Genomic DNA, 15,111 nt, shown 5'->3' with positions numbered 1-15,111 from the left:
AATGCGGACGTGCGGGACGGCGGACGCCACGTGCGGACCCGTTGCTGGAACGCTGCTGGGGTGAAACCGCGCACCGTCCCGACCGTCCCGACCGTCCGGATCCTCCCGACCGTCCCGCCCCTCCCGGCCACGGCCGCGGCCCTCGTCGCCCTGACCGCCGCCCTCGTCCTCACCGTCCGCCACGACGGCTACTTCACCGACCCCACGGGGCTGTTCCTCCGGTACGCGGCCTGCTGGGCGCTGTTCGGCCTCGCCCTGCTCGCCCTGCGCAGGGTCCCGGCCGGCCGCGTCGTGCCGCTGCTCCTCGCCGGGGCCCTCGCCGTCGCCGCGACCGGGCTGGTGGCCCCGCCCCGTACCAGCACCGACTCCTACCGCTACGCCTGGGACGGGCGGGTCCAGTCGGCCGGCATCTCCCCGTACGACCACGCCCCGCAGGACCCGGGACCGGCCCGGCTGCGCGACCCCTGGCTCTTCCCCACGGGCGCCGACTGCGCGGGCCCGGACCGCGCCCCGATTCCCGGCGGCGGTCCCGTCCCGCACTGCACCCGCATCAACCGGCCCGCCGTGCACACCATCTACCCGCCCGTCGCCGAGGCGTACTTCCTGGCGGTCGACCGGCTCTCCCCGACCGGAGCCCGGCACAAGCCGCTCCAGATCGGCGCCGGGCTCCTCTCCCTGGGCGTCACGGGCGCGCTGCTGCTGATCCTGCGCCGCCGGGGCCTGGACCCGCGCCGGGCCGCGTACTGGGCCTGGTGTCCCGCCGTACCGATCGAAGCCGTGAACAACGCGCACGTGGACGTCCTGGGCGTGCTGCTCGCCGTCACCGGCCTCGGTCTCGTCGCCGAGCGCGGGCTGCGCCGCAGGGCGGCCGGAGGCCTGGTCCTCGGCGCCGCCGTCGCGACCAAACTCATGCCCGCGGTGGTCCTGCCCGGTGCGCTGTCCGGGGTGCGCCGGGTCCGCGACGCGGCCGCCGTCCTGGTCCCCGCCGCCGCCTTCACCCTGCTCGCGTACCTGCCCTACGTGCTGCTCTCGCACGACTCCGTCCTCGGCTACCTCGGCGGCTACGTCGCCGAGGAGGGCTACGACGACCCCTCCGCGGGCTCCCGCTACGCACTGCTCCGCCTCGTCCTGCCCGACAGCTGGACGTTCCCGGTGCTCCTCGCCGCCGTGGCGGGCGTGTCCCTGTACGTGATGCGGCGCGGCGACCCCCGGCGCCCGTGGAGCGGCGCCCTCCTGGTCACCGGATGGGCCTTCGTCCTCCTCACCCCCGGCTACTCCTGGTACGCCCTCATCCTGATCGCCCTCGTGGCCCTGGACGGACGCTGGGAATGGCTCGGCATCGCCCTCGCCGGCGCGGCCGTCTACCTCCTCGCACCGGTCCTCGGCCACCGGCCGGCGCTGAGCGCGACCGCGTACGGCGCCGCGGTCCTCCTGATCCTGGCGGCCCCGGCGCTCCGGCGGCGGCGCGGCCCCGGCCGGCCGGGCGCCGGGGGCGGGCCGCGGCCGTCGTACGACCGGGTCAGGAACTCGTGAGGACGACGAGCCGCTGCGTGGCCCGGGTCATGGCGACATAGCGGTCGACCGCTCCTTCGATCCCCGTACCGAAGGTCTGCGGGTCGACGAGGACGACGAGGTCGAACTCCAGCCCCTTGGACAGTCCGGGGGTCAGCGACCGGACCCGTGAGGTCTCCCGGAAGGCGCCGGCCCCGGTGCCCTCGGCCCCGATGACGCACGCGACCCCGTCGGCGTGCTCGTCCAGCCAGCGGTCGAGGATCGGGTCCAGATCCGCGACGTCGCCGTGCACCACGGGAATGCCGGTGCTGCGGACCGAGACCGGCACGTTCGCGTCCGGGAGGGCTTCCCGGACGGCCGGCTCCGCAACCGCCATGACCTCCTCGGGCGTCCGGTAGTTGATGCTCAGGGAGGCCACGTCGATCCGGTCGAACCCGATCCGCTCCAGCCGCTCCCGCCACGACTCCGTGAAGCCCTGCCGGGCCTGGGCGCGGTCCCCGACGATGGTGAAGCTCCGGGACGGGCAGCGCAGCAGCAGCATCTGCCACTCCGCGTCCGTCAGTTCCTGAGCCTCGTCCACGACGATGTGCGCGAAGGGTCCGGCGAGCAGGTCCGGGTCCGCCCCGGGCAGCGCGCCCTCGTCGACCAGACTGTCCTGGAGGTCCTTGCCGCGCAGCATCGTCACCGCGCCCTCCCCGTCGTCATCGGCCGCGAGCAGGTCGTCGATGACCCCGGCCATGCGCTCGCGTTCGGCGGCCACCGCGGCGCTCCGCCGCCGCAGCCGTCGTGCCGACTCCGGGTCGCCGAGCCGCTGGCGCGCCGCGTCCAGGAGCGGCAGGTCGGACACCGTCCAGGCCCGGGCGTCCGCGCGCTGCAACGCCGCCACGTCCTCACGGCCGAGCCACGGTGCGCACATCCGCAGGTAGGACGGCACCGACCACAGGTCCCCGACGAGGTCGGCGGCGTCGATCGTCGGCCATGCCCGGTCGAGCGCGGCGACCAGCTCCTCGTCGTACCGCAGCGACCTGGCGAACAGCTCGGGCGAGAGGTCCTCGTCGTCCAGCTTCTCCAGCAGGATCGTCACCAGCTCCTCCCAGATCGGCTCGCGCGCCTCGTTGTGCGCAGTGCCCGCGGCCGCGTCGAACGCCTCGGCCCAGTCGTCCGGGCTCAGCCACACGTCGGACCAGGGGGTCGTCACCGTCATCCCCTCGGCGGGCGGCTCCTCATAGATCCGGACGGCCTTCTCGATCGCCTTCACCATGTCCGCGGAGGACTTCAGGTACGCCACCCGCGGGTCGGCCTCGTCCTCGGCCGCGGCCCCCTCGGCGACGAGGTCCCGCACCGTGCAGGTCTGCACGCCCTCCTCGCCGAGGCTGGGCAGCACATCGGCGACATAGGACAGGTAGGGCTGGTGCGGGCCGACGAAGAGCACGCCGCCCCGACGGTGACCGAGGCGGGGGTCGGAGTAGAGGAGGTGGGCGGTGCGGTGCAGCGCCACGACGGTCTTGCCGGTGCCCGGACCGCCGTCGACGACGAGGGCGCCGCGCGAACCGGCGCGGATGATGGCGTCCTGGTCGGACTGGATGGTGGCGAGCACGTCACGCATCCGCGGCGACCGGCTGGCGCCCAGTCCGGCGATGAAGGCGGACTGGTCGTCGAGCGCCGCGTGCCCCTCGAACCCGTCGGCGGTGAACACCTCGTCCCAGTAGTCACCGATCCGGCCGCGGGTCCAGCGGTAGCGGCGGCGGCTCGCCAGACCCATCGGGCCGGCGTGGGTCGCGGCGAAGAAGGGCTCGGCCGCGGGCGAGCGCCAGTCGATCAGCAGCCGGCCCCCCGCGCCGTCGGTGAGGCCGAGCCGCCCGATGTACACGGGCTCGGGGTCGTCCTCACGGACCATCCGCCCCAGGCACAGGTCCAACCCGAAGCGCCGCAGCGCCCGCAGACGGCCCGTCAGCCGGTGGATCTCCACGTCCCGGTCCATCGCCTCCCGGCCCAGGCCGCCCGGAGCCCGGCGCAGGCCTTCCAAACGGTCGGACAGCTCGGCGATCGTCTCTTCCAGGCTCCGCGCGACGGCCGCGAAGTGCTTCTCGTCGCCGCCGATCAGCGCCGGGTCGGCCTTGGGGGAGAGGCGGGCGGGAAGGTCGAACGCACTGGTGGTCAGGGCAGTGATATCAGCAGCTCCGATCTGCGGGGGTACACCCGCGAACTCATCGAACGACCCGTCAACCGACAACAGCGCACGCACTATGGGGATCTCCCGTTTTCGCAGGTCCTGGCTTCGAGGAGCGATTCTGCGGGACGAGTGGGGCCTTGCCGCAAGCCCCCCGGTGCGTTATAACTTGAGAGTGGAAAGGAGTGGGTACTCCCCTTTCCCCGACCGTCCGTTCCGTACGGGCGTCTCCCCTCGTCAACCGGGGGTTGAGGAACATCCTTCGGTATTGCCGTGGCTCGGCGGCCTGCCGCCGGAAGGTTTCGACGACCGCGGGCGGGACCTGATCGGGGAGCACGGTGGCGAGGCGGCCGGCGACGCGGACAGCGGCGTGGTGCATCGGCTGCGTGTCATCGGCCATGATCACCAGGCCCGCCACCGAGGGTGCGGCGACGGCGGGGGCGACCTTGCCGCCCATGCTGTGGCCGAGGACGAAGACCCGCCCGGGGTCCACCGAGCGGTGGCTGCGGAGCAGGCCGACCGCCTCCACGGCATGCGGCACGTACTCCTGGGTCATCGTCAGGTTCGCTGCCGCGGCCGCATCACGGTGGGCGTAGGTCGCCTTGTCGAAGCGCAGCACCGTCGTCCCGCGGCCGGCGAGCAGCACCACGCCGGGGCCGGGAGCCCGGTCGTGGGGGACGCTCATCGTGCCCGGACACCGCGAGCGGGCCGGTGGCCACGGTGACGTCGTGTTCGCTGAAGCGGCCGGGCTCGGCATAGGGCGAGACCGGCATCGACGGCATCGACGGCACCGACGGCAGCGCCGCGGACGACCGGAGCCCGGGCCCCTGCTGAGCGGAGTCCTCCGCCGTCCGCCCCGCCGCGTTCATTCGTACGGCCGAACTGCGGATGCCGCTCCCGGCGCGCCGGGGCAGGCTGTGGGGCAACGGGGAGCCGCCACCGTCTGCTCCGGCGCAGGTACGGCGTCATCCACCGATCCTCCGGGATCCACGGCTCCCGACCCCGTAGGAGGTCAGCCATGCAGGGTGACGAGAGCGCGGGCGAACTCGCGGCACTGCGGGCCAGGGTCGCCGCCCTGGAAGCGGAAGCCGCTCAGCGGACCCCACCCAAGCACCGGATGAAGTCGCTGCTGTCCGCCCTCCTGATCATCATCGGCTGTGTGCTGGCTCCGCTGGGCATCGTCGCGTCCTGGACCTCCAGCATCGTCGGGAACACGGACCGCTACGTCGCCACGGTCGCCCCGCTGGCCTCCGACCCGGACGTCCAGGCGGCCGCCGCGAACCGGGTCACGGCCGCCCTCATGGAGCACCTCGACCTCGAAACCCTGCTGGAGGACGTGGCCCCCGACCAGCGGCCCCTGCTCCAGAAGGCGCTGGGCAAGCTCGGCAGCTCGCTGGAGGGCGCGGTCAGCAGCTTCGTGAAGGAGAAGGCGCAGGACGTCATCGCCTCGGACCAGTTCGAGACGATCTGGACCAACGCCAACCGCACGATCCACACCTCGCTCGTCAAAGCCCTCACCGGCAGCGGCGACGGCGCGGTGCAGATCAAGAACGACGCGGTGACCATCGACCTCGCGCCGGTGATCGACCAGGTGAAAACACGGCTCGTGGACGCCGGGATGACCGTCGCCGGCAAGATCCCCGAGATCCACACCGACTTCACCGTCGTGCAGTCCAACGACATCGGCCGGGTCAAGACGGGCTTCCGGCTCCTCCAGATCCTCGGTGTGTGGCTGCCGATCATCGCCGTGCTGCTCGTCGCCGCGGGCGTCCTGCTCTCCGCCCACCGGCGCCGCATCCTGGTCACCGCGGCCCTCGCGGTCGCGTTCTCCGTCGCCGTCCTCGGCCTCGGGCTGACCGTCTTCCGTACGGTCTACCTCAACGCGCTCCCGGACACGGTCTCCCAGGCCGCGGCCGGTTCCGTCTACGACGCGATGATCCGGCTGCTGCGCACGACGATCCGCATGGTCGTGGTCCTCGGCATCGTGATCGCCCTCGCCGCCTGGCTCTCCGGCCCCGGCAAGTACGCCACGGCGGCCCGCCAGATCTGGCACTCCGGCATCGTCGCCACGCGTGCCACCGCCGACCGCCTGGGCCTGCGCACCGGCCCCGTCGGCCCCTTCATCCGGCGTCACCGCTCCTGGTTCACCTGGGGCCTGGTGGCCATCGCCGTCCTCGTCTACATCCTGTGGTCCTACCCCACCGGCTGGGTGGTCGTGGGCCTCGCCCTCGCCCTGCTCTTCGCGCTCGCGGTCACGGACTTCCTTGCCGAGGACACGTCCGCCCCCGCCGAGGGGACGACCCCGAGCCCGCACCCGTCATGACGGGCCGTCGGCCGGGCCGCGCGCGGCGGCGGGCTGGGCCGCCGGGATGCGCTGGGTGAAGAAGAGGGCGAGCAGCGCCGCCAGGGCGAGGAGGGCGAGCGCTGCCCGCAGACCCTCGATCCGTGCCTCCTCGTTCGCGTCGAGCGCGGCCTGTGCCACCACCGGGTCCGTCCCCGCCGCTTCGAGGGCCTCGCTGAGCTGCTCGTCCGACAGGAACGGGGCCGTGCCGGCGAGGGCGGTGTGCGCCTGGGTCTTGACGTCGGCCGGGACCGCCGGGTTCTGGTCGATGGTGGCGAGGAACGAACTCGTCAGCACGGCGATCATGATCGACCCGGCGAGGGCGGTGCCGATCGAGGCGCCGAGGTTGGTGACGGTGTTCTGGATGCCGCCGACCTCGGCGCTCTTCTCGTCCGGTACGGCCGACACGGTGACGGCCCCCAGCTGTGAGGCGAGCAGCCCGATCCCGAGCCCGATGAGCAGCATGGGCACGGTGACGACGCCTGCCCCGGAATCCGGGGTGAGGGCCGCCATGAGAATGACCGCGCCGGCGAACATCGCCAGGATTCCCCACCGCACGACGGGCCGCGGCGAGGCGTTCGGGATGAACTTCGGGACCCCGACCGCGGCGGCGAGCAGCGTGATGGAGAGCGGCAGGATCAGCGCCCCCGTGTGGAGGGCGGACAGGCCGAGCGCCACCGACAGGTAGAGCGGGACGACGAAGAACACGCCCATCTGTACGAGGTACTGGAAGAGGAACATCGTCAGCCCGCCGGAGAGCTGACGGTTCTTCAACAGCTCCGGGTCGACCAGCGGTTCGGTACCCCGCGCCGCCAGGCGTGCCTCCCAGCGGAAGAACAGCCAGACCAGCATCAGCCCGGCCAGCACCAGCCAGACGACGGGCGAGACGCCGAACCACGAGGGCCCCCCGGCCTTGGGCCGGAACCAGCCCCACTCGCTGGTCCGCAGGATGCCGAAGACGAACAGTCCGATGCCCGCAGCCGACAGGACCGCGCCGAGCACGTCGATCCGCGGCCGGTGCTCCGGGGGCGCGTCGGCGATCCGCCGGGCCAGCAGCAGGATGGCGAGGACCATCACGACCTCACCGGCGAACACCCAGCGCCAGGAGAAGAAGGTGGTCGCGACGCCGCCGATGAGCGGTCCCACCGCGATCGCCACCGCTGCCGCCGCCGCGACCAGGCCGTAGGCGGCGGGCCGCTGCGCCTTGCCGAAGTTCGAGGCGACGAGCGCCACGATCGCCGGCAGGATCAGCGCCGCTCCCACCCCCTCCAGGAACGACCAGCCCAGCAGCAGGACCGTCAGGTTCGGGGCCAGCGACGTCGTCAGGGAACCGAGTCCGTAGATGACGCAGCCGATCATGAACGCCCGTTTGCGGCCGATGAGCGCGCCGACCTTGCCACCGCTGATCATGAGCATCGCCATCACCAGCGTGTAGGCCGTGATCGCGCCCTGCATGCCGCTCACCGTGGTGCCGATGTCCTCGGCCACCGTGGCGATCGAGACGTTCATCACCGAGCTGTCCAGGGCCATCAGGAACTGCCCGGCCGCGAGTGTCAGCAGGATGAGCTTCGGGTTCCCCGCGTTCCCGGCCGTCCCGGCCGGTCCTGCCTTCGCCGCTGTCATGCGCGCAGAGTGCCACGGTCGCGCGAGGCACCCGGGCACCTCGCCCGCCGTGTCAGCCGACTGGCCGAAGAGCCGGTCGGGCCGAGCCCGTCAGGCCGCGACGGCGGTCACCCGTCCGGAGGCGATGGCGTCCACCAGACGCTGGTGGTCGCGCTCGTTGAGGTCGGCGTAGCTCTCCGCGAACCGCACGAGCGCCTGGTCGAAGGCGCCACTACGGCCCAGGTACGCCGCGATGGCGATCCGGTCGCCGGACCGGGCGTGCGCCCGCGCGAGCGTCACGCCGCACAGTCCGGCGAAGACCCGCATACCGCGCGGCACCATCCGGGCGGGTTCGGCGATGCCCTTCCAGTCGCGCAGCTGACGCACGTAGAAGCTCCGTTCGAGGCCGTCGAGCCCGTGCGTCTGCTGCCAGCCGAGGAAGATGTCGCTCGCGGCCTGCATCAGCCGCTGGCCGGCCACGACCCGTTCGCCCCCGGTCGCGTACTCGCTGGGGCCCGCGTACGCGGCGAGCACCGAGTCACCGGCCTCCTTGGCCTGCAGGATCAGCGGGTCGTCGCCGTCGCGGCCCAGCAGCAGGACGATCCAGCAGCGCGTGCCGACACTGCCGACGCCCACCACCTTGCGGGCCATGTCGACGATGGAGTACTGCTGCAGGAGGTGTTTGCGGTCCGACTGGAGACTGAGCTTGTACCGTCCGACGACTTCCCTGATCTGGTCCTCGACCGAATCCTGCTCCTGCCCCGGCAGCAGTTCGGAAGCCGGCGTGATCAGCTGAGGCACGGCGGCGAAGCGGCGCCGGCCGTCGACCACCTCGGTCAGCTTCTCGAACGCCTGCAGGCTGTCGCGTCCGCGCGCCTTGCTGAGCGCCTCGGACACGTTCTTGCGTCCGCGAGTGTGCAGCGAGCCCTCCGCCAGCGCCTGGAGGTGCGTCTCGTCCACCCGCGCGTACCAGACGTCGAGGGTGCGCATCCCGGCGAAGGCACGCATCTGCTCGCGGTAGCTGCTCACCGCCGACGTCACGATCGACGCGCGCTCGCCGTCGGAGAAGCCGTTCTCCCGCCCGGCGATCACCAGGCTGGTCGCCAGCCGCTTGACGTCCCATTCCCACGGTCCGGGCAGCGTCTCGTCGAAGTCGTTGATGTCGAACAGCAGGTTCCGCTCGGGGGAGCCGAGCAGCCGGAAGTTCAGCATGTGCGCGTCGCCGCACAGCTGGGCACGGATACCCGAGTCGGGTGTGCCGGCCAGGTCACCGGCCATGATCGCGGCGGCACCCCGGTAGAAACGGAACGGCGACTCCGCCATCCGCCCGTAGCGGATCGGCACCAGCTCCTGCAGCCGGGTGGCGGACTGCCGCTCGATGACGTCCATCGGATCCGCCCGGTCGGACGAGGGCTCGAAGTCTCCGTGGGCGGATCTCGGAGCGGCTGCCCGGGCGGCCCGGCCGTTCACGGCCCGGTCCCTGGGCGAGAGCCGGGGGCCGCCGTCCGTCGCGGTCGGGGCCGCGGTCGTGTCACGCATCGTCATCGTCGGACCTCCCGGCCGCCAGGACCCCTGCCCCCAGCATCGCACCCACCCCGCCCCGGTGCTTCGCGGGCGTCCGTACGGTCCCTCAGGGACTCTCCTGCCGCAGCCGGCCCTGCACCGGACTGCCCAGCCGCCGCGCCAGGTACGGCTCCTGCGCCAGCGCGGCGCCCAGGGTGATGCCGATGGCGACCGCCACGCACAGCACGATCAGCCACGACAGGATGACGAACACCGAGCCGGTGGACCCGTAGGTGGAGAGCGCCCGGTTGAGGGCGTTCGGCATGTAGAACCGTGCGCCCAGCGACAGCGCGGTCACGGCGGCGGCGGTGATGAGCGAGCCGGGCAGCAGCGGGGGCCAGCGGATCACCCCGCCCAGCAGCAGGTGCTGGCTCCACCACCAGGCCAGCGTCTGGAGGAGGAGCGTGAGGGGGATCCCGAGCCAGAGGCCGAGCCCGAACCCGTCACGGACCGGCCCCTGGAAGATCAGCAGGACCATCCAGGCGAGGATCCAGGCGAACCAGCGCCAGATCGCGACCCGCGTCCCGCCCCGGGGGATCTGCCAGGCACGCTTGCACAGCCGCTGCATGGCACGGCTGACCGCGGTCGCCGACAGCAGCACGATCACGGCGCCGACCGCTCCCACGGCGTTGCGGATGTCCTCCTCGCCGGAGCCGTCGAACACGGCGGTCAGCTGATCGCTCGCCTGGCCGGTGAGCCCGAACATCGTGCGTACGGAGGAGACGAGCTGGTCGCGTACTCCCTCCGGGGCGAACGAGGCGACGACGAAGAGCAGGGGCACGGCGGTCAGGAAGCACTGGGCGGCCAGTCGGGTGGCGGAGTCGAAGATGTTCACCCCGATCATGCGCTCCGTGACATGGGTGATCACGGGGAACCGGGTCTCGGCCCGCACCTGCGTCCGTTTGGCGGCCGCGGCCAGCTCCCGGGAACGCGCACGCCACCGTGCCCTGCGCTCCGACCACATCAGCGGCCCGCAGCGGCGTACGGCACGGACGGCGGATGCCGGGTCGTCGTCATGGCGGGCCTCCTTCGTCTTGGTCCAGGTTGGTGGACGAAGACCGGGGCGGCATCTCGATGGGCAAAAGGTGTAGGAGCCCGGTCCGGTGCGTAGTGTCGTATGTCGTCGCACGATTGGGGCGCCATGGTCCTCGACCTCATGCTCATCGCGCTGGCCATCGCCCTCTACCCGCTGCCCATGATGGCGTTCATCCTCGTGGTGTCCTCGCCCAGAGGAGTGTGGAAGGGGCTGGCCTTCATCCTGGCGTGGCTGGCCAACCTCATCGCGGTGATCGCGATCGTGCTGGCGCTGACCGGCGGCCAGCCTCCGGCGCCCCGTTCCCCGCCCGGCGTGGCGGCGCTCGCGCTCAAGCTGGCCATCGGCGTGGGGCTGGTGGTCTACGGGGTGCGCCGCTACCGCCGCAGGAAGGAGAAGGCGGCCGCCCGGGACACCGCCCCGAAACCCTCCCGCGTGGACGTCGGCTCGGTGTGGGCCGCGGCGGGCCTGGCGGTGCTGATCCAGCCGTGGGGCATGGTCGCGGCGGGCGCGACGACCGTGATCGAGGCCGACACCTCGCACGCGACCACGTTCATCGCGCTGTTCGGCTTCTGCCTGCTGGCCAGCTCCAGCCTGCTGGCCGCGGAGCTGTACATGGTGTTCGCGCCGGAGGCCGCACAGGCCCGGCTGCTGCGGATGCGTGCGTGGATGGAGGGGCACAAGGACGAGGCCATCGTGTTCGTCTGCCTGCTGCTCGGTCTGTGGCTGACCGCGCAGAGCATCTACGAGCTGACCGGCTGACCGGCTGACCGCTGACCGGCCCATGGGCCGACCGGCCGACCGGGGCGGCCAGACGTGCGGGGGAGCGGGCGGCGTGCTGGAATGAAAAGACCTTTCCCCCCTCTCCCGACAGGAGCTGCCATGAGCGGCGAGACCGAGCCGCGAGCCGATTTCGGCGACATCGACGAACTCGGCCCGGTCGACTACATCGTGGTCGAGTTCCCGGGCAACCGGATGACGGGCGAGGGGTTCCCGATCCTCGTCGACCTCGTCGACCGGGGCATCATCCGCATCTTCGACTTCGCCTTCGTCCGCAAGGAGGAGGACGGCACGGTGACCGCGCTCGAGCTGCAGGACCTCGGCGGCGAGATCGACCTCACCGTGTTCGAAGGGGCGTCGTCCGGTCTGCTCGACGGCGGCGACATCCAGGAGGCCGCCGCCGCCCTGGAACCCGGGAGCTCGGCCGGGGTCATCGTGTACGAGAACACCTGGGCGGCGCCCTTCGCCCGTGCCCTGCGACGCGGCGGGGCGCAGCTCGTGGCCGCCGGACGGATCCCCGTGCAGGCCCTGCTGGCGTCGCTGGACGCCCTGGAGGACCCGTCCGCCGGAGAGTAGCCACACAGCCTGGAGATGAGCATCATGCCCGGACTTCTTCGCGGGGTCGCCCGCACCGCCGTCATCGCGGGCACCGCCACCGCGGTGTCCAACCGAGTGTCCCGCCGCCAGGGCGGCCGCTGGGCGCAGCAGGACGCCCAGCAGCAGGCCCAGATGGAGGCCCAGCAGCAGGCCCAGCAGCAGGCGGCGGCCCCGCCGCCCCCGCCGCCCGCCGCCGCGCCGCCGGCCGACGACATGACCACCAGGATCGAGCAGCTGAAGCAGCTCAGCACCCTCAAGGAACAGGGCGTGCTGACCGAGACGGAGTTCGCCGAGCAGAAGCGCCGACTGCTGGGCTAGGCCGGGCGCCGGTGGCTCAGGCGACGACGCGCAGGCGCGTCACGCCCGGGTCGAGTGCGCCGCGGACATGGCCGTTCGGCGCTTCCGCGGTCCGCCGGAGGAACCGGACGGCCTCGGCCGTGACGACTTCGCCGGGCAGGATGTTGGGGATGCCCGGCGGGTACGCAGCCAGGGTGTCCGCGGAGATCCGCCCGACGGCCTCCCGCGCGGCCACGACCACGGCCGGGCTCAGGAACGCCTCGCGGGCGGTGAGCTTCGCCGCCCCGGGCTCCGGCAGCCGCAGCATGCGGTCCGCGGCGCCGGCCGGGTCGGTGGTGAGCGGCGAGGGCAGCGTGTGCAGCCCTTCCACGAACCGGTCGGTGTCGGGCACGGACCTCGCGCCGATCACGGCGACGATCGCCGCGTCGGTCGCCACTTCGACCATGATCCGATGGTCCCGGAAGAGCCGGAGCCGGGCCTCGTGGCCCGTGATCCCGCCGGCGCGGGTGTCGATCGCGATGCGCAGCGGGTCGGCCCCGACGATGTCGGGGAAGGCGTGGAACCCGTCGCTCACCACCGTGAAGCGGCCCAGCGCCCGTACGACGCCCCGCACCCTCTCCGCGGCTTCGACCGAGCTGCCCGTAGCGTCGGCGCCGGTGACCAGGCTCCTGCGGGCCAGGTCGAGCGACGCCGTCAGCAGCGCACTCGCGCTGGTGGACTGCACGAGCCGGAACGCCCGGTCCACCAGCGGTTCGAGCAGGTCCGCGAAGGGGCCCTCCGCCAGATGGAGCATCGCCGACTGCGTCAGGCTGCCCGCCAGCTTGTGCGTGCTCGACGTCACCAGGTCGGCGCCCAGGGAGAGGGCGTTCGCGGGCAGGGCGGGATGGAAACCGAAGTGCGATCCCCACGCCTCGTCGACGATCAGCGGCACCCCGGCGGCGTGCGCGGTGTCCGCGACGGCCCGGACGTCGGCCACCGCGCCGAAGTAGCTCGGGGACACGATGTACACGGCGGCCGCGTCCGGCGTCCGCGCGAGCGCGGCCGCCACGTCCTCGGCGGTCACGCCGTGGGCGATGCCCTGCTCCGGGTCGACGGACGGCTGGACGAAGACGGCGTCCATGCCCGACAGCACCAGCCCGTCGATCACGCTGGAGTGCACACTGCGCTGCACGACGAGCGTGCGGCCCAGGGCGGGGGCGAGCATCGAGGCGATCTGGTTGCCCTGCGAAGCGCCGTTCGTCAGGAACCAGGTGCGCCGTGCGCCCCAGGCCTCGGCGGCCAGCGCCAGCGCCCTGTCCAGCGGGGTGTCCGGGCCGAGGTCGATGCCGTCGAGCAGGGGCGGGAAGTCCAGGGCCGTGATCCGCGGGCCGAAGAAGCCGGCGAGGTCCGATCCGGGGGCCGCCGCATGACCGGGGACGTTCAGTCTCAGCCAGTCCCGTCCCGCGTGGCCCAGTACGGCATCGGCGTACGGAGCGGACAGCTGGCCCGCGCCGGGACGGGTGGGGGAGGGGGTGCGGTGATCGGTCGTTCTGATGTTCACCCCCGGAGCGTGACAGCCGTCCGGCCATTGAGGAACGGTGGACTTTTCGTTACCCCTCCATACCCTGTCTATATGCTCGACGTCAGGCAGCTCCAGGTGCTCCGCTCCATCGCACAGGAGGGCTCGCTCGCCGCGGCCGGCCGCGCACTGCACTACAGCCAGCCCACGATCACCCACCATCTGGCCGCCCTGGAAGCCCACTTCAACGCCCGGCTCGTCCGGCGCGGACCGCGCGGAGCCACACTGACCGAGCTCGGCGAAGCCCTGCTGCCGCACGCCGAAGCCGTACTCGACCGCCTGCGCAACGCCGAGCTGGAGGTACGCAACCTGGCCGAGCGCGGTATGCGCACCCTCCACATCGGTACGTTCCCCACGGCGGGCGCCCTGCTGCTGGCTCCCGCGGTCAAGCGGCTCCACCAGCAAGGCGTCCACATCTCGCTCACCGAAGGCGAGCTCCCCCTGCTGCTGCGCGGGTTGCGGGCCAAGGAGCTCGACGCCGCTCTCGTCTTCTCGCAGCCGGGCGACGGCCTCGACCTCGACGAGAGCTTCGAAGTCCACCCGCTGCTGTCCGATCCGCTGCTCCTGGTGATGCCGGAGGACCATCCCTGCGCGGCGCGGGAGCAGGTGTCCCTCGGTGAACTGCGGGACACCGCGTGGGTGGGCGCGGCGGACCCGCACGATCCCTGCGACCGCGTGCTGGCGTGGGCGTGCGGGCAGGAGGGGTACGAGCCCCTGCACGTGATGCGTACCGACGACTACGCGGTGGTCCAGGGCCTCGTGGCGGCGGGGACGGGCGTGGCCCTCGTCCCGCGGCTCGCCCTGGGGCATCCCAGGCCCGACCTGGTGGTCCGCCGCCTGGCCCGACCCGATCTCGCCCGGGAGATCAGCGTCGCCGTACTGCGGTCCACCTCGGCCGGTGCCGCCCAGGAACTGATCGGGGCACTGCGGGAGCAGGCCGCGCTGATCACGGACCGCTGGGCCGCGGCCTGACCCCACCGGCTGCGGCGGATCCGCGCCATCGGCCGATCTCCCGGACGCCGCCGCGGGTGGAAGCGGCGTTCATGGCGCGGCGGCCGGCCCCCGCCCCGCTCGGGCGTCGAGGACCGCCGTGGTGAAGCTCGCCAGCTGGGCGCGGAGCTCCGCACGCGCCACGTCCTTCTCCTCGGCCAGATAAGCGACCAGGTCGGCCCGGGTGGCCGCGAGCAGGGCGTGGGCGGCGAAGTCGGTGTCGGCCGGACCGGGGACGAGCCGCAGCAGGTCCCGGAGCAGCGTGTGCCAGTACTCGTAGTGCTCCGTGCGGTAGGGGCTGTCCGCGCCGCTTCCCTCCAGGGCCAGGGCGAGGTGGCGGTTGTCGAGCTTGAAGCACAGGAGCGCGTCGAGCAGGGCCGGTACGCGCAGGGCCGCCGGTGTGTCCGGCCCCAGCGGCCGGGGCCCGCGCTCGACCGCTTCCCCGAGCGGTTCGAGCCGTGCCTCGTAGAGCGCGCGGATCAGTCCGTTGCGGTCCCCGAAGGCGCGGAAGAGCGTCGCCTTGCCGACTCCGGCCGCTGCCGCGATGTCGGCCATGGTCACCTCCTCGGGACTGCCGCACTGGGCGAAGAGGGTGTCGGCGGCGGCGAAGACGGCCGCCCGGTTGCGGACCGCGTCCTTGCGCGGCTTGCGTTCGACGGTCATCGGAT

General features: G+C 72.7%; 13 protein-coding genes. 6 read left to right on the top strand and 7 right to left on the bottom strand.

The window, feature by feature from the left end; translation table 11 throughout:
* Positions 1-60 precede the first annotated feature (60 nt).
* Positions 61-1,533 carry a glycosyltransferase 87 family protein gene (locus tag ACXNSR_RS03580; protein ID WP_458640675.1) on the top strand — a complete coding sequence of 491 codons (1,473 nt, stop codon included), beginning with the start codon at positions 61-63 and terminating at the stop codon, positions 1,531-1,533.
* Here ACXNSR_RS03580 and helR read toward each other — a convergent pair.
* On the bottom strand, positions 1,520-3,682 hold the full coding sequence (gene helR, locus ACXNSR_RS03575; RefSeq protein ID WP_458643553.1) for an RNA polymerase recycling motor ATPase HelR: 2,163 nt from the start codon (positions 3,680-3,682) through the stop codon (positions 1,520-1,522). The genes ACXNSR_RS03580 and helR overlap by 14 nt on opposite strands.
* 52 nt (positions 3,683-3,734) lie before the next feature.
* On the bottom strand, positions 3,735-4,367 hold the full coding sequence (locus ACXNSR_RS03570) for an alpha/beta hydrolase family protein (protein WP_458640674.1): 633 nt from the start codon (positions 4,365-4,367) through the stop codon (positions 3,735-3,737).
* Positions 4,368-4,700: 333 nt separating this feature from the next.
* Here ACXNSR_RS03570 and ACXNSR_RS03565 point away from each other — a divergent pair, with 333 nt between their 5' ends.
* Positions 4,701-6,005 (top strand): hypothetical protein, encoded by a 1,305-nt coding sequence (locus ACXNSR_RS03565; RefSeq protein ID WP_458640673.1) that lies wholly within the window; start codon positions 4,701-4,703, stop codon positions 6,003-6,005.
* On the opposite strand, the gene ACXNSR_RS03560 is transcribed toward ACXNSR_RS03565, so the two are convergent.
* The 3 genes from ACXNSR_RS03560 to ACXNSR_RS03550 all read right to left on the bottom strand — a co-directional run bounded on the left by ACXNSR_RS03560 (position 6,000) and on the right by ACXNSR_RS03550 (position 10,056).
* Positions 6,000-7,646 carry an MFS transporter gene (locus ACXNSR_RS03560; RefSeq protein ID WP_458640672.1) on the bottom strand — a complete coding sequence of 549 codons (1,647 nt, stop codon included), beginning with the start codon at positions 7,644-7,646 and terminating at the stop codon, positions 6,000-6,002. The two genes, ACXNSR_RS03565 and ACXNSR_RS03560, sit on opposite strands and share 6 nt — an antisense overlap.
* A gap of 90 nt (positions 7,647-7,736) precedes the next feature.
* Positions 7,737-9,164 (bottom strand): DUF2252 domain-containing protein, encoded by a 1,428-nt coding sequence (locus ACXNSR_RS03555; protein ID WP_458643552.1) that lies wholly within the window; start codon positions 9,162-9,164, stop codon positions 7,737-7,739.
* 91 nt (positions 9,165-9,255) lie between these two features.
* Positions 9,256-10,056 carry a YhjD/YihY/BrkB family envelope integrity protein gene (locus tag ACXNSR_RS03550; protein WP_458640671.1) on the bottom strand — a complete coding sequence of 267 codons (801 nt, stop codon included), beginning with the start codon at positions 10,054-10,056 and terminating at the stop codon, positions 9,256-9,258.
* A 273-nt stretch (positions 10,057-10,329) separates the two neighbouring features.
* Here ACXNSR_RS03550 and ACXNSR_RS03545 point away from each other — a divergent pair, with 273 nt between their 5' ends.
* From ACXNSR_RS03545 to ACXNSR_RS03535, 3 genes are all read left to right on the top strand, one after another.
* Positions 10,330-10,983: a GAP family protein gene (locus tag ACXNSR_RS03545; protein WP_458643551.1), complete on the top strand. Its 654-nt coding sequence runs from the start codon at positions 10,330-10,332 to the stop codon at positions 10,981-10,983.
* Between the two features lie 120 nt (positions 10,984-11,103).
* Positions 11,104-11,577 (top strand): DUF6325 family protein, encoded by a 474-nt coding sequence (locus ACXNSR_RS03540; protein WP_458640670.1) that lies wholly within the window; start codon positions 11,104-11,106, stop codon positions 11,575-11,577.
* A gap of 24 nt (positions 11,578-11,601) precedes the next feature.
* On the top strand, positions 11,602-11,916 hold the full coding sequence (locus ACXNSR_RS03535) for an SHOCT domain-containing protein (protein ID WP_458640669.1): 315 nt from the start codon (positions 11,602-11,604) through the stop codon (positions 11,914-11,916).
* Between the two features lie 16 nt (positions 11,917-11,932).
* Here ACXNSR_RS03535 and ACXNSR_RS03530 read toward each other — a convergent pair whose 3' ends face one another.
* Complete coding sequence (locus tag ACXNSR_RS03530; protein WP_458640668.1) at positions 11,933-13,435, bottom strand: aminotransferase class I/II-fold pyridoxal phosphate-dependent enzyme; 1,503 nt, start codon at positions 13,433-13,435, stop codon at positions 11,933-11,935.
* A gap of 72 nt (positions 13,436-13,507) precedes the next feature.
* Between ACXNSR_RS03530 and ACXNSR_RS03525 the strand changes: the two genes are divergently transcribed.
* A complete protein-coding gene (locus ACXNSR_RS03525) occupies positions 13,508-14,425 on the top strand; it encodes a LysR family transcriptional regulator (protein WP_458640667.1) in 918 nt (305 codons plus the stop codon).
* A gap of 69 nt (positions 14,426-14,494) precedes the next feature.
* Here ACXNSR_RS03525 and ACXNSR_RS03520 read toward each other — a convergent pair whose 3' ends face one another.
* A complete protein-coding gene (locus ACXNSR_RS03520; protein WP_458640666.1) occupies positions 14,495-15,106 on the bottom strand; it encodes a TetR/AcrR family transcriptional regulator in 612 nt (203 codons plus the stop codon).
* Positions 15,107-15,111: the final 5 nt, after the last annotated feature.

The organism is Streptomyces sp. NC-S4 (genome assembly GCF_054353315.1).
Note: the sequence above shows the minus strand (reverse complement) of the source record. Positions and strands in the feature narration are given on the sequence as shown.